14 protein-coding genes are annotated in these 14,913 nt (G+C 59.5%); 11 read left to right on the top strand and 3 right to left on the bottom strand.

The features are described from left to right. Positions 1 to 51 precede the first annotated feature (51 nt). From AB4048_RS23370 to AB4048_RS23335, 8 genes are all read left to right on the top strand, one after another. On the top strand, positions 52 to 921 hold the full coding sequence (locus tag AB4048_RS23370; RefSeq protein ID WP_442204384.1) for a FadR/GntR family transcriptional regulator: 870 nt from the start codon (positions 52 to 54) through the stop codon (positions 919 to 921). Beyond that, positions 918 to 2,642, top strand: coding sequence for an IlvD/Edd family dehydratase (locus AB4048_RS23365; protein ID WP_442204383.1), 1,725 nt, complete (start codon positions 918 to 920; stop codon positions 2,640 to 2,642). The genes AB4048_RS23370 and AB4048_RS23365 overlap by 4 nt, the downstream gene beginning before the upstream one ends. A gap of 12 nt (positions 2,643 to 2,654) precedes the next feature. Further along, a complete protein-coding gene (locus tag AB4048_RS23360; protein WP_442204382.1) occupies positions 2,655 to 3,434 on the top strand; it encodes an SDR family NAD(P)-dependent oxidoreductase in 780 nt (259 codons plus the stop codon). Between the two features lie 46 nt (positions 3,435 to 3,480). Continuing rightward, entirely contained in the window at positions 3,481 to 4,479 is a 999-nt protein-coding gene (gene araD1 / locus AB4048_RS23355) for an AraD1 family protein (protein WP_442204381.1), read from the top strand. A 53-nt stretch (positions 4,480 to 4,532) separates the two neighbouring features. Continuing rightward, positions 4,533 to 5,558, top strand: coding sequence for an ABC transporter substrate-binding protein (locus AB4048_RS23350; protein ID WP_442204380.1), 1,026 nt, complete (start codon positions 4,533 to 4,535; stop codon positions 5,556 to 5,558). 78 nt (positions 5,559 to 5,636) lie between these two features. Next, positions 5,637 to 6,728 carry an ABC transporter ATP-binding protein gene (locus tag AB4048_RS23345; RefSeq protein WP_442204379.1) on the top strand — a complete coding sequence of 364 codons (1,092 nt, stop codon included), beginning with the start codon at positions 5,637 to 5,639 and terminating at the stop codon, positions 6,726 to 6,728. Continuing rightward, on the top strand, positions 6,725 to 7,579 hold the full coding sequence (locus tag AB4048_RS23340) for an ABC transporter permease (RefSeq protein ID WP_442204378.1): 855 nt from the start codon (positions 6,725 to 6,727) through the stop codon (positions 7,577 to 7,579). The genes AB4048_RS23345 and AB4048_RS23340 overlap by 4 nt, the downstream gene beginning before the upstream one ends. Beyond that, positions 7,576 to 8,376, top strand: a complete 801-nt coding sequence (locus tag AB4048_RS23335; RefSeq protein WP_442204377.1) for an ABC transporter permease — start codon at positions 7,576 to 7,578, stop codon at positions 8,374 to 8,376. The genes AB4048_RS23340 and AB4048_RS23335 overlap by 4 nt, the downstream gene beginning before the upstream one ends. Before the next feature lie 30 nt (positions 8,377 to 8,406). Here AB4048_RS23335 and AB4048_RS23330 read toward each other — a convergent pair whose 3' ends face one another. After that, on the bottom strand, positions 8,407 to 10,539 hold the full coding sequence (locus tag AB4048_RS23330) for an adenylate/guanylate cyclase domain-containing protein (RefSeq protein WP_442204416.1): 2,133 nt from the start codon (positions 10,537 to 10,539) through the stop codon (positions 8,407 to 8,409). A 69-nt stretch (positions 10,540 to 10,608) separates the two neighbouring features. Continuing rightward, the gene (locus AB4048_RS23325) at positions 10,609 to 12,342 is read right to left on the bottom strand and encodes a SulP family inorganic anion transporter (protein WP_442204376.1); all 1,734 of its coding nucleotides are present in this window, start codon (positions 12,340 to 12,342) and stop codon (positions 10,609 to 10,611) included. A 315-nt stretch (positions 12,343 to 12,657) separates the two neighbouring features. Here AB4048_RS23325 and AB4048_RS23320 point away from each other — a divergent pair, with 315 nt between their 5' ends. From AB4048_RS23320 to AB4048_RS23310, 3 genes are all read left to right on the top strand, one after another. Beyond that, positions 12,658 to 13,158: a hypothetical protein gene (locus tag AB4048_RS23320; protein WP_442204375.1), complete on the top strand. Its 501-nt coding sequence runs from the start codon at positions 12,658 to 12,660 to the stop codon at positions 13,156 to 13,158. 150 nt (positions 13,159 to 13,308) lie between these two features. Further along, positions 13,309 to 13,530 (top strand): hypothetical protein, encoded by a 222-nt coding sequence (locus AB4048_RS23315; RefSeq protein WP_442204374.1) that lies wholly within the window; start codon positions 13,309 to 13,311, stop codon positions 13,528 to 13,530. 645 nt (positions 13,531 to 14,175) lie between these two features. Further along, positions 14,176 to 14,442, top strand: coding sequence for a DUF2277 domain-containing protein (locus AB4048_RS23310; RefSeq protein ID WP_442204373.1), 267 nt, complete (start codon positions 14,176 to 14,178; stop codon positions 14,440 to 14,442). Between the two features lie 108 nt (positions 14,443 to 14,550). Here the strand turns inward: AB4048_RS23310 and AB4048_RS23305 are convergent. Continuing rightward, positions 14,551 to 14,913 (bottom strand): winged helix-turn-helix transcriptional regulator (locus tag AB4048_RS23305; protein ID WP_442204372.1); only part of this gene is annotated, 363 nt, incomplete at its 5' end.

The raw sequence follows: 14,913 nt of genomic DNA, 5'->3' as shown, positions 1-14,913 counted from the left end.
CTCATCGTCGCATCCTTTGCTCGAGCGAGGAAAACGGACGCCCAGTGATATTTGCCAGCCGAGTTGCTTGACAGCCGCGAGAAAGAAAATCATTCATATAATATGAATAATAAGAAATATGAAAAATTAGCGAGAACCACCCGTCTTGGCCGTCAATCCTCGGCAGGCGCATCTGTCGGTTTCCAGTCATTCAATAACAGCATGCACGCGGCAGCCGTCGAACAGATCGGATCGTGGATCGTGCAGGGCCGGTTCCTTCCCGGCGAGGTCCTGCCAAGTGCGGACGACTCCAGCGACATGATCGGCGTCAGCCGTTCGGTACTCCGCGAGGCGATTAAAGTCTTGGCGGGCAAGGGTTTGGTCGAATCCCGCCCCAAGACGGGAACGCGCGTTCGCCCACGGTCAGACTGGAATTTCCTTGATCCCGATGTCCTCTCGTGGCGCTACTCCGGGGCGATCAATCCGAGCGACGCAAGAGCGCTATTCGAACTGCGTCGCGCCATCGAGCCGATGTCGGCGGCCCTTGCCGCGCAGCGAGCAACGCCCGAGCAGATCGCGGAGCTCAATGCAGCTCTCATGGAGATGGAACAACATTGCGACGACAATGACCGCTTCGCCGAGCCGGATCTGGTTTTCCATCAGACGATTTTGCGCATGACGGGAAACGAGTTGATCGGATCGCTCGCAGCACTCATCGAGACAGCATTGACCATGAGCTTTCGCTTGTCCAACGACAATCCTGAAGGCCAGCGACCCTCCTTGCCACTCCACCGGGATGTCGCGGTCAGGATAGCCGCCCGTGATGCGTCGGGTGCTCGAGAGGCGCTTTTGGTTCTCCTTGATCATGCTGAAGAAGATGTGCGCCGAGCGGTCGAGAGACGCAATCTGCGCCGCAAGGGATCGGAGCAAAGACCGCTATGAAGGAAAAACGCAGGCTGCGTTCCGCGGAATGGTTCGGCGGGGAAGGCAAGAATGCCTTCATGCATCGAAGCTGGATGAAAAATCAGGGTCTGCCCGACCATGTCTTTGACGGCCGCCCGGTCATCGGCATCTGTAATACCTGGTCGGAACTGACGCCGTGCAATGCGCACTTGCGCACAATCGCCGAGCACGTGAAGCGGGGCGTGTACGAGGCAGGCGGATTTCCGGTCGAATTTCCGGTGATGTCGCTTGGCGAAAGCAACATGCGACCAACCGCCATGCTGTTTCGCAATCTGGCGAGCATGGATGTGGAGGAATCGATCCGCAGCAACCCGATGGACGGCGTAATTTTGCTGGTTGGCTGCGACAAGACCACGCCGGCACTGTTGATGGGCGCAGCGTCGGCAAATCTTCCAACCATCGCGGTTTCCGGCGGTCCGATGCTCAACGGCAAATTTCGCGGCCAGGACATTGGGTCGGGAACACATGTCTGGAAATTCGCCGAGGACGTAAAGGCCGGTCGCATGGCGGTGAAGGACTTCCTGTCCGCCGAACAGGGCCAGAGCCGTTCGGCCGGTAGCTGCATGACGATGGGCACGGCGTCCACCATGGCCAGCATGGTCGAAGCTCTCGGCATTGGCATGCCGGACAACGCAGCTATTCCCGCCGTTGACGCAAGGCGTGGCGTCCTTGCTCATATGGCAGGCCGGCGCATCGTCGAACTGGTCAACGAAGACATCAAGATCTCACAAATTCTGACGAAAAACGCGTTCGAGAACGCGATCCGCGTCAATGGCGCAATCGGCGGCTCCACCAACGCCGTCCTGCATCTGATCGCCATCGCTCGCCGGATCGGCGTCGAACTGGATCTGGACGATTGGGACAGGCTCGGAAGGGCTGTCCCAACCATCGTTGATCTGATGCCTTCAGGCCGTTTCCTCATGGAGGACTTCTACTATGCAGGTGGTCTGTCTGCTGTGATGTCAGCCCTGGACAAAGTCGGCCTGTTGCACGTCAACGAGGTCACGGTCAGCGGCAAATCCGTGGGCGAAATCATTCGAGAGGCTCCCAACTACAATGAGGAGGTTATTCGCCCGATCGAAAATCCTCTTACCAAAGAGGGCGGTATTGCAGTTCTGCGCGGTAATCTTGCGCCCAACGGTGCGGTTATCAAGCCTTCCGCAGCGACCCCTGAATTGATGCAGCACCGAGGTAGAGCGGTCGTTTTTGAAAACATCGAACACTACTACAAGCGCATCGACGACCCTGATCTCGATATCGATGCCAACTCCGTTATGGTGCTGAAGAATTGCGGACCGCGCGGATATCCCGGGATGGCCGAAGTCGGCAACATGCCGTTGCCTGCCAAGCTTCTGAAGCAAGGTGTCTCCGACATGGTGCGTATTTCGGATGCCCGAATGAGCGGGACGGCCTATGGCACCGTTGTCCTGCATGTCGCGCCGGAAGCCGCCGCCGGCGGTACTCTAGCCCTTGTGCGCGACGGTGACATTGTCGAGTTGGACGTCGCTGGCCGCCGTCTCGAGCTCATGGTTTCGGACGAAGAGCTCGCCCTGCGCCGTGCCGAATGGATACCGCCACAATCACCGCGAGGAGGCTATGAGAGCCTGTATGTCGAGCGGGTGATGCAGGCCGACGCCGGCTGCGATTTCGACTTTCTTGTGGGACGCCGCGATGCCGGCATCCCGCGACACTCTCATTGAACGGTTCGCGCCATGGACAGCCAGTCAAGCAATCTCGCTATCTACCCCAGCCTCAAGGGTAAAAGCGTATTCGTCACCGGCGGCGCCAGTGGTATTGGCGAAAGCCTTGTGCGCCATTTCTGCGCGCAGGGAAGCCGTGTCGCGTTTGTTGACGTCGTGGAAGATGCGTCGCTTAAGCTCGTCGCAGCGATCGCAGGCGACGGCTTGCCGCCGCCGCTTTTCATTCCTTGTGACCTTCGCAACATCGAGGCGCTGCAGGAGGCAGTCAACGAAGCCGTTGCCCAAAACGGTCCGATCCAGGTCCTGTGCAACAATGCCGGCAGCGACGACCGACATCAAACGGAAGACGTCACGGTCGCCTATTGGGATGACCGCATGGCTGTCAATCTGCGCCATCAGTTCTTCGCCGCGCAGGCCGCACGCCCTTACATGAAAGCCCTGGGCGGCGGCTCGATCATCAATTTCGGCTCGATCACCTGGATGGTCGGCGATCCCGACTGCCCCGCCTATGTAACGGCGAAGGCCGCCATATATGGAATGACGCGAGCGCTGGCCCGCGAGCTTGGCCCTGAGCGTATCCGCGTCAACTGCATGGTGCCCGGCTGGGTCATGACAGAGCGGCAGATGCGACTTTGGCTGACGCCGGCTGGCGAGCGGCAGATCGAGGAACGCCAATGTTTGCCGGACCGCCTGCAACCTTCCGATATTGCGCGTATGGCGCTTTTCCTTGCTGCCGATGACAGCGCCATGTGCACAAGCCAGCAGTTCATCGTCGACGGCGGGTGGGTATGACAGATCCCTCCCCCGCCAAATTGTCCTTCAACGGAAAGGTGCCATTATGCGTCTTGTTCAGTTCAAAACGCCAGAAGGCGAACGCAGGGTTGGCCGGGTTTCCGCCGACGGCAATCACCTCCATTTGCTCGAAGGTACGCGCTCGGTGAGGGAACTTGCTGAAGCCGCGATCGCCCGCAGTACAACGCTCTTTGACATCGTCGAGGAACGCACGTTGTCGGAGCTTGTCGACTACGACCAGCTATTGAACGACGGGCTTGTGCTGCCGCCGCTTGATCACGACGAACCGGCCCGTTTCCTGGTGACGGGCACTGGCCTCACACATACAGGCAGTGCCAATGCCCGCGACAAGATGCATGCGCTGACCCACGGCGAAGACGCCGCGGAATCGGATTCCTTGAAAATCTTCCGCATGGGCATCGAAGGCGGCAAGCCGGCCAAGGGAAATCTCGGCGTTCAGCCGGAATGGTTTTTCAAGGGGGTCGGCACCTGCGTGGTGGCGCCAGGCTCAGCATTGCCAATGCCCGCCTTCGCGCGTGCCGGGGCGGAGGAAGCGGAAATCGTCGGGCTCTACATCGTCGGTCCTGACGGGAGCCCCTACCGCATCGGTTATGCCCTCGGCAACGAGTACTCCGACCACGTGACGGAAGCGGAGAACTACCTTTATCTCGCACACTCCAAGCTCCGATCCTGTTCCATCGGCCCGGAACTGCTTGTCGGAGACCTGCCGAACGAGGTGCGCGGCCGCTCCCGCATCCTGCGCGATGGCATCGTCATATGGGAAGAAGAGTTCCTGTCTGGCGAAACGCACATGTCACACTCAATCGCCAACCTCGAGCACTATCATTTCCGCTATCCGATGCACCGCAGGCCCGGAGATGTGCATGCCTATTTCTTTGGCGCTGCGGTGATGAGCTATGCCTTCGGCATCCAAAGCGGACCGGGGGATGAATATGAGATCGAGGCGGCGGCGTTCGGCAAGCCGCTGCGCAATCGGGTCGAGCTGACACCCGACGAAGGGCTGGTGACCGTCGCGCAATTGTAAGTCGCATCTCCGTACCGATCGCATTGAAAAGTCTAACAAAAGAGGGAACGAAAATGGGATTGAAAAAGCTTCTGATAGGAATGGCGACGGCCGGCTTTGCCGTGTCGATGATGGCATCGGCAGCCTTTGCCGAGAGCCTGCGCGTCCTTGCTTGGGATGGCTATGCCGACAAGGATTGGGTGAAGGAATTTACCGCCAAGACCGGGATCGGCGTCGATGTCGTCTTCATCGGCAGCGATGACGAGATCTGGGCGAAGATCAAGGGCAGCGAGGGCAAGGACTTCGACGTCTTCGCTGTCAACACCGCGCAGCTGCAACGCTATATCGCAGCCGATCTAGTCTTGCCGATCGACACAACCAAGCTGGCCAATCAGAAAGAGGTGCTTCCCCGCTTTCGTGATCTGACAGCGGTTCACGGCGTAACCAAGGATGGAAAGGTCTACGGCATTCCGTTCTGTTTCGACTCGATCGGCCTCATCTACGACACCGACAAGGTCAAGCCTGCCCCGACGTCGATGTCCGTTCTTTGGGATCCGGCCTACAAGGGCAAGGTGCTTGCCTACGACAATGGCGAGCACAATGTCTCGTTTACGGCCCTGACGCTTGGCTACAAGGATCCGTTCCACCTTACCGACGAACAGATTGGCGCCGTCAAAGCCAAGCTAGTCGATCTCAAGCACAATGTTCTAAGCTTCTACACAACCGCGGACGAAGCGCAGCAGATCTACAAGAGCAATGATGTCGCTCTCATCTGGGCCAATTACGGGCAGCAGCAGCTCAAGGCTCTGCAGGCGGTTGGCGCGCATGTGGCCTACATCAATCCAACCGAAGGTGCCCTCGCCTGGCTCGACAATTGGGTCATCTCCAAGGGCGCGCAAGACAAGGCGACAGCGGAGAAATGGATCAATTTCATGATCTCCAAGCAAGTCAGCTCGCAGCTTTCGGAACGGACCGGCTTCGGCAACACGGTGACTGAAACCGGCAGCGCGGGCGGCAACGACAAATTGATCTGGCTCGACAACGTCGAAGACCCGCTCAAGCGCTCGGATCTGTGGAACGAGGTCAAGGCAGCTCCTTGATCGGGGACGCAGTCCCCTTTGAATATGACGATCCGGAGTTGCTTCGGATCGTCACTGGTAACAGACCGAGAGCGTAAGATGACTCAATCCTTGGACCTGCTGAGCCTGCGGTCCGTTTCCAAATCCTATGGTCCGGTTCCGGTTCTCCACGATATCGATCTTTCGATCCGGGACGGTGAATTCCTGACAGTGCTTGGACCGTCCGGCTCCGGCAAGACAACCGTGCTGCGACTGATCGGCGGCCTTGAGACGGTGACTTCGGGCGAAATTCATCTCGACGGCCGGGATATCAGCCGCATGCCGATCAATCGTCGGCCGTTCAACACCGTCTTTCAGGACTATGCGCTCTTCCCTCATATGACGGTCGCCGCCAATGTCGGCTATGGGTTGTCGGTCCGCCGTAGACCGCGCGCTGAAATCAAGCGCAGGACCGATGAAGCGCTGGACCTCGTTCAGTTGGGTTCCTTTTCGGATCGTTTCCCGGCCCAGCTTTCCGGAGGCCAGCGCCAGCGCGTGGCCCTTGCCCGCGCCCTCATTTGCCAACCGCGCCTCATCCTCCTCGACGAGCCGCTGGCCGCACTGGATCTGGAACTCCGCAGGCGAATGCAGGAGTTCCTGAAATCGATCCAGCGCGAAATCAAGACGACCTTCCTGTTCGTCACCCACGACCAGGAAGAAGCGATCGGAATGGCCGACCGCATCTGCGTGATGCAGGCCGGCCGCATTCGCCAGCTCGGCACTCCACATGAGCTTTACTACAAACCCAGCTGCGAGTTTGTCGCCCGTTTTTTTGGCGATAACAATCTCGTGCCGGGCACGCTCGGCGCCATTGACGGCGATTACCGCGCTATCGACACCGCCTTTGGCCGGCTTCTCTGCGCTATGAATGGCCAGCAGAATTTGCGGTCCGCCGCGGCGGGGACACAGGCCTTCGCCGTCTTCCGCCCTGAGGCGCTTGGAACAGTGAATGAAAAGGACAGTGGCAATGCGCTCTGCGGTAACGTGAAAGAGCTTGTCTTTGCCGGATCGTCTACCGTCGCCCACATCGATGCCGGCGATCAGCGCCTGCGCATGCGGCTGGCAAGCCTGGCGGAGGGAAGCATCTACAGCCAGGGCGAAAGGGTGAAATTGACCTTCTCGCCCCGCGATTCCCATCTGGTGCTGTCATGAGCGGCCGCGGTGCCGGATATTCGATTTTGGTGACGCTGCTGGCGTTTATCGCGCCTGTCTTCTTCATCCTGTTGCCGCTGGCGCTTTTCCTTGGATACAGCTTCTTCAGCGTCAACCATGGCGAGATGAACTACACGCTGACGGTCGCAAACTATGTGCGATTTTTCACGGACCCCGTGTTCCTGCCCGTGTTCTGGAACACGTGCCTGCTGTGTCTGTCGGTTGCCGTCATTTGCGTCCTGGTCGGATATCCCGCCGCTTATTTCCTGACCATGCTGCAGGGGCGCTGGCGGTATGTCGTGCTCATGCTGCTGCTTGTGCCCCTACTGATGAGCTATGTGATAAAGATCTATGCGATCCGGAGCATTCTCGGCCAGAACGGCTTCCTCAACACGATGTTGGTCGGTCTCGGCGTCCTCGATCAGCCCTCGTCATTCTTCGTGTTCAACATGAACGCGATACTGCTGACGCTGACCCTTTTGCTGATCCCCTTCGCCATCCTGCCGATCTTCCTCACCCTCGAGCGCATTCCGGAGGTCTTGCTGCGTGCTTCCGACGATCTCGGCGCCACCGGATTTCAGACATTTATGCGCATCACTCTCCCGTTGAGCGTTCCCGGCATCGCATCGGCGGCAAGCTTCGTCTTCGTCCTTGCCATCGGCGATTTTCTCACCCCGCAGATGGTCGGTGGCATCAATGGCTTCACATTCGGACGTATCGTCTACAGCCAGTTCGGAACGGCCTTCAACTGGCCCTTGGGCGCGGCATTGTCGGTTGCGCTGGCAGCCGTCGTGATTGCCGCCATTCTCGTCGGCGAGCATTTTGGCAGACGGAGAGGGATATCCGGATGAGAACACGCGTCAGCGTCTCCACGATCATTCTCGCCGCCATCACGGCATTGGTTGCCGTCCTGCTTTACAGTCCGCTCTTCGTGCCGATCGTCTCGTCTTTCTTTGAGATCAATCACGGTCAGGTCGATTGGTCGACGCTGACTCTTTCAGCCTATATTTCGCTTTCCGAAAACAGCGATGTGCTTGCTGCGCTTCGCGCCACCCTGATCGTCGGTCTTTGCACTGTCGTTCTGTCCGTCGTCTGCGGCACCTTGCTCGCGCTCTACTATCACAATGGCCGTGCAGGTCGCGGTGCGCTGCAGTTCGTCATTACCCTACCCTTCCTCATGCCCCCGGTTATCAGCGGCCTGGCGCTCCTCATCTTCTTTCGTGAGATCAACTTCGACCGATCACTGGTCACCGTTGTCATCGGCCATACTATCTTCGTGCTGGCGATCGTCTATCGCACCGTGCTTACCCGACTGCAATCGATGAGCCCGACCCTCGTGGAGGCATCCTACGATCTGGGCGCCAATGGCTGGCAAACCTTCTGGCGCGTCATTCTGCCAAATTTGTCCAGCGCCATGGCCGGCGGCGCAGTACTCGCTTTTGCGCTGTCCTTTGACGAGACGATGATCACTATCCTCGTCACCGGAACGCAAAGCACGCTGCCGGTGCGTCTCTGGGCAATGATGCGCCTCGGTTTCTCGCCGGATATCAATGCGTTGGTGGCATTAATTCTTATATTCACCATCGTTCTTTGCGTATTCGCCGCGCGTTTCTTGATACCGAAACAGATGCTGGCGCATCGCTCATAAGACGCGAACGAGCTGGCGGGGATACTGGAGCTACAATTTCAAAACCCACGCCTCGACCTTACCCTTGCCCTTGACTTCAATAGCGCCCCGCGCCTCGAAGGCGAACAGGTTTTTGAGCTGCTCGTAGACCGGGCGCGTAACCTGGATGGAGTCGGGGATTCCGTTCGATTCCATGCGGCTTGCGAGGTTCACCGTGTCGCCCCATAGGTCATAGATGTACTTGCTCTTGCCGATGACGCCGGCCACCACCGGGCCGGTGTTGATTCCGACCCTGAGCCTCATCGAGGTATTGTATTCTATGGCGTGCTCGCGGGTGATATGGACCATGCGGATTGCCATGCGCACCATTCGCTCCGCGTGGTTGGCCACCGGTTCGGGCAGGCCGCACACCGCCATGTAGGCGTCGCCCACCGTTTTGATCTTCTCGATGCCGAGTTCGCGAGCGGCATCGTCAAAACGCGTGAAGAGCCCGTTGAGCAAGGTCACCACATCCTGTGGCGGCATATCCGATGTCAGCTCGGTGAAGCCGACCAGATCCGCGAAGGCAACAGTCACCTCCGCGAAGCCGTCAGCGATCCTCGCTTCGCCGCCCCGCAGCCGATTGGCGATCGGTGCCGGCAGGACGTTCAACAGCAGCTCTTCGTTCTCGCGGTTCTTGCTCTCGATGACGACATTCTTCTCACGCAGATCCTCGACCATGCCGTTGAAGGCCAAGCAGAGCTGACCGATCTCGTCACTCGTCCGAACCGGCACCTTGGCCCCGTAGTCGCCGGCCGCGAAGCGTTTCACCCCGGCAGTAAGGTCGCGGAGCGGCCCGACAAGCGCGCGCGAAAGCCAAGCAGCGGTGGCGGCCACCGCCAGCAGCGCCAATCCGCCGACGACCAGCAGATCGCGGCGGAGCTTCGTGATGGGCGCGAAAGCCTCGGCGCTGTCGATCTTTGCGACGACAGCCCACGTGACGCCGGGAATTTCGAGCGGCCCCCAGGAAGCCAGCGTCGGGACACCACGGTAGCCGATGATCTCGCCCGTTCCCTGGACGCCGGCGATCGCAGCCCGGCTCGCCTGAGTGTCGACGCGCTGATGCAGCACTGGCGTGCCGTAGCGTTCTATCGCAGCGATTTCATCCTCCGAAGCGCCGACGGACCTGAGTTCGGCGAAGTAGTGCTCCCGATCTTCGTAGAACGTTCGGGGGCCAGAACGGATAAGGTAATCGGGTCCGACGAGGTAGGCCTCGCCGGTATCGCCAAACCCATCCTGGCGCCAGTGGCGTCCGCCGGTGACGACGTTGTCGATTTCCTCGTTCGATAGTTGCGCGATGAGCACGCCGATGACGACGCCGTGGTCGATCACCGGTGCTCCCATGAACGCAATCGGCGCTCCGCCTGACGGCGCATACGAGGCGAAATCCTCCAGGCAGATGGTCGATTGGTCGGGGCTTAGCGAGCAGCGGGCGACAGCGTCGGCGACGGTGGATTGACGGTAGGGGCCCTTTTGGAGGGACGTGGTGAAGTCCACTTCCTTCTGGACCGTGTAGATCAGGCGGCCCGTTTGGGCGTCCGCCACCATGAAGTCGAAGAAGCCAGTCGTTGCCGCCGCAGCGCGCATCAGGGGATGATAAACAGCGTGCACTCTGCTGTAGTCACTGCCATCGCCGGCGTCGTCGAGTAGTTTGCGGCGTTCCGCCGGCTGCGGATTGGCGACGATGTAGTGATATTGCAGATAGTAGGGAGCGGCACCGACCGGCAGGTAGTCGGCAAGAGGCGCCTCCTTGCCCAGAACATGGCTCATGCCGGGAATGAAGTCTGCCGCATACCAATCGCTGACCGTCTGGCGCAATTCGGGCGAGATGTCAGAGTGGTCGAGATGGTCGACCGCGACCCGGAACTCGCGCGTTGCATCGACCACCATCTTGGAGGTGGCAAGGAGATGCAACTCAGTCTGGATCGTTCGGAAATAGGCTTCCACTTGGCGCGTCTTGCTCTGACGGGCGGCCGTGAGCTGGTCGAAAACAACCTTTTCGAGAGCGTCTCGGGCGCGGATATAACCGAGAACACCAGTGATCAGGACCGCACTGGCGCCCAGCAGAATGAGGGTCGTGAACAGCTTTGCGGCTAAGCCCCAGCGCGCAGGGCGGGACGAGCCGGTCACATCTGCAGAAGGCATCATTCAAATCTCACCCACACGCTCAAGTAAATTGAGATCAATCGGTCCTGCGAAGCTTGGAGTTTCTGCTCAGTGTTGAGTTTGAGCCGAGGAACCGGCACCGCGAATACCGCCTCCGAAGGCGCGGAGCAGTTCGTCTAGCGAACGGCCCTCCACGCCACCGAGTTTCTCTTCGAGGTTGTCGGCCCGCAGCAAGTCTCTCGCCCGGCCGTGTGCACCGACGACGCGCAACGGAATATTTCGCATCGCGAGTTCCGCATGGAGTTTGCGCAACATGCCCGAGCCGGCCAGATCAAGCAATGGAGACGCAGAGAGGTCGCATACGACCAGCTTCAGGTCGCTGACCTTTTCCGCTTCGATGCGATCGAGAACAGCCTGCAGGACCGTGTCAGCATTCACATAGATCAGGTTGCTTTCCGGACGGAACACGATGGCACGCTCCAGCGGCTCGTTTTCCGGATGAAGGCCGATGTCCGAGTAGTCATGGGTGCCCGGAATACGTCCCAGGAAGGCGACATGCGGATGAGAGGCCCGGATCAGCAGCATGATGATGGATGCCAGCGCTGCCAGCAGGATACCTTGCAGAATGCCTAGCAGCAGGACGCCAACAAGCGCGATGGTCGCGGCATAGAAATCGACCCGGCTGACCTGCGACATGCGCCGGAGCTCTGGAAAGTTCACGAGACCTGCGACTGCCGTGAGCACGACGGCAGCAAGGACCGCCTTGGGCAGGTTTTCTAACAGGCCCGTGAGGAAAAGCAGGCAGATCGCAAGGGTGATCGAGGTAAAGACGAGCGCAAGCGGGCTGCGGGCTCCCGCCTTGTCGTTGACGGCGGACTGGGATAGGCCGCCGGCTACCGGATAGCCCTGCCCCAGCGCGGCAAAGAGGTTGGCGGCGCCGATGCCGAGGAACTCCTGCCGCGGATCCAGCGCATAGCCGTGCTTGGCGGCGAAACTGCGGGCAGCGGAGACGCCTTCGATATAGGCCAGCAGCAGAACGCCACCCGCCAGTGGCACAATTCCCTCAACGTCGCTGAGCCTCAGCGCGGGACCGTGTAGGGAAGGTAGGCCGGACGGTATGGCACCGGTGATCGGCACCCCCATAGCGGGGAGGCCGAGCAGCGTGGCGGCAATGATCGCGACGCAGACGACGACAAGCGCGACCGGACGCCCGGGAAACATTCGATCGCCCGCGACGATTGCCACGATTGCCAAAAGGCCGACAGCCAGAACGATCGGGTTGGTTTCCCCGAGCTGACCCAGGAGCAGCACGAGGCGCTCGAAGAAATTGTGCCCCCCGCCCGCGACGCCAAACAGGCTTGGAAGCTGTGTCATGGCAATGGTGAGGCCGGCACCCGTCTTGAACCCGACCAGAATGCTGTCGCTGATCAGCTTCACCAGCACACTCAACCGCAAGGCCCAGGAAATGAGGGCAAGTCCAGCGACCGTGAACGCCGCAAGGCTGGCAATCTGGGCGTAGTGTAACGCATCGTCCCCCGCCATCGACGCGATTGTACTGGCGATCATCAGTGAGATGGCGGACGTCGGCCCGACGGCCAACTGGCGCGACGAGCCGAACAGGGCATAGCCCAGTCCGCCGAGGAGATAGCCATAGATGCCAACCTGTGGCTGCAGCCCAGCAAGTGTGGCGTAGGCCAGCGAAACAGGGATGGCATAGGCAGCAAGTGTGACACCCGCCACCAGATCAGACGGCAAGTAGGAGGCACGGTAGTCCGGGAGCCATTGCGTCGGTGGCAGATAGGAAAGCCACTTCCGCAGGCCATGATTTTCGGTCTTTGCCATAGTGCTTGTCGATCCCCGCGAGGCTGACCAGACTTCAAAAAATACCTTGATCGCCCGTTTCTTCAACGAAGACTTAAGCGTGTCGGGATTGTGCTACATTAGCGTCTCAGTTGCCAGCCCAGACCAACTGGCGAGACCGGTCCATGGTCGGCTATGCCCCACCCCGTCGGAACGAGCCCATAGCAACTCCCGCGCGAGCGCTTCGACCCTATGTCAGCGGCCCCGATACCCTGGCGCCGATGCATGCCAGTCACAACAACAACAAACAATCATGTTTTCGTCTCTGGCGTTGCTATCACTTAGGAGGAGAAGACCATGCATTTATTTGTTGGAACTGTTCTTGCAGCTGTAATTCTCGCCGTTCCATGTGAAGCCGATGAGATGTTCCAGAAATACGGCTCGACTGCCGGTTGGGACATATTTGTAAATCCGAGTATGGGGCCGGGTTGCCTCATTGCGAAGCAAAACACCGCCGCCGGCACACAGGCGGAGATTGGCATCGATGCCAGTGGCGAGCTGCGCGGCTATCTGGCCCTCTACACCAAGAGACCGGCAAATGTTACCGCAGGTGAAAAGGTGCCGGTCGTATTCGATGTCGACGGGCAGCGGTTTACGGGTGTTGCCACGGGACAGGAAATGGCGGGGTTTGATGGCGCGGTCGTTCCCATCAACAATCTCGATTTCATATACGGCCTTGCCAAGAAGCATACGCTGACAATCTACCCTACCGGACGTGATCCGATCGTGCTGAGCCTCGACGGCACCGATGCTGCATTCAAGTCGTTGCGTGAGTGCCAGGCCGCGCAGAAGAAGTAATCAAGAGCACGAGGGGTAGGGTTGCCGGCCCTACCCCTACCCTTCCCTATGACTGAGGCGACGGTTCGACAATATTAGCAGTGTGGCGGGAATGTCATAGGCATTTGCGGACCGCGGCAGCAGAATGGCCCCTTCGCCGGGGGATCGTCCATGATCATCAAGCCAATGCTCAATGCGGCCTATGCCGACCGCGACCTCGATTGCCAGCTCGCCTTAGAGATCGCTGTCCAGCAAGTGATTGATCAAGCCATGGCCGTGGGGTGGGAACGAGAAGAGGCGCTCTTCGCCCTCGGTAATTTGGCCGTCAACATGCTTGTTGGCGATTGGAAGAAGGAACAGACTGGCAGTGCCGTGGCTGTCACGCAGCACTAATCTCTCCTCTTCGCAAACGGGACGCCGGCGGCAACTGCGGCAGCGGTAAACGCCTTGCGGGTCTCCCACCGGACAACCTGCCATTTGCCGCCGAGCACCTCGGCAACCTGCGTGGCTTATCGGCAAAATAATATATGAGGCACACGCGCAGGTTAAGGCCAGGAGCGATTGCCATCCATTGAGTGAAACCCGCTGTCGATCGGTATGAGTTCGCGAATGTGTGTATTCGGCAACAGCGGTGTTTTATTTAAGATTTAGCTAATAACCCTAACGGGGGAAGCGGCTTGCGGTAGGAAAAGCAAGGTGAACATGTTAGCGTCGGGTACCGTCGGTACTCCGTCGAAGGCAACGACGTAAAACACCCGGGCAGCATTCACCTGCTGCTCGGGTGTTTTTTTGTTCCGCGCCTGTCAGAAAGCGCATCGACGAAAAGTGACTAACCAAGCAGTCACTGAAATCGGCGGCGCATCGATGAATTCTTGGCTTCGCCCTATCGTTTGCGAAGCAGGCTTCACGTCGGCTGGGCTCGGTGGCTCATTCGCTTTTGTTACTTCCGCGGCCCCGTATTTAGAATTACCAATACGTCGCAACTCTGATCGCGCGACAAGAGCCAGCAGGACGACGGAAACTAACGGGGAGCAAGGGATGTGTCGAAATATCAAACCTCTGTTCAATTTCGATCCGCCAGCAACGGACGAGGAGATCCATGACGCCGCGCTGCAGTTCGTGCGCAAGGTGAGTGGCACCACCAAGCCGTCGAAACGCAATGAAGCCGCGTTCGAGCACGCGGTGAGTTCGATCGCGGCGTGCGCCCGCGAGCTACTCGGCTCGCTGGAGACCTCTCAGCCTGCTCGCGATCGTGAGGAAGTGGCTGCAAAGGCGCGCGCGCGAACGGCGGCTCGGTTCGCATAGGCGTTTCCCGTCACGCGCCGGAGATGTTCGGGTCATGCTTGAACGGAGTCCGACGTTCACCATGGCCTTCGGCCCAAACCGCGCCCAGATGCTGCCCCATGGGCTGGCCTACCGCGCTGCCCTTCGCGCTGCGTAAGCGGCGCGGGCCGCGTCGATCCGAGGTGAATTTGCACGGGTCCAGTCAGCGAGTGCCTGAACCGGCTCCCAAAAGTCGCGGCCAAGGTCGGTCAGAGCATACTCCACCTGCGGAGGCATTACCGGGGTGACTGTACGTGTCACAAAACCATTCTCCTCCAGGTCTCGCAGCGTGGACGCCAGCATCTTCTGGCTTATCTCGCCGATCTCGCGCTTGAGCGCGTTGAACCGAAGAGGGCCATCACCCAAAACCCGCACCACCAGAAGCGTCCACTTGTCGCTGATGCGAGCCAGCATGCGGCTGATAGGTTCGCATGCCTTAGTATCCTCGTGGTT

This window comes from Rhizobium sp. RAF56 (genome assembly GCF_052113965.1).
In the GTDB taxonomy this organism is placed as follows: Bacteria; Pseudomonadota; Alphaproteobacteria; order Rhizobiales; family Rhizobiaceae; genus Rhizobium.
This window is presented reverse-complemented; position numbering and strand designations above follow the sequence as displayed.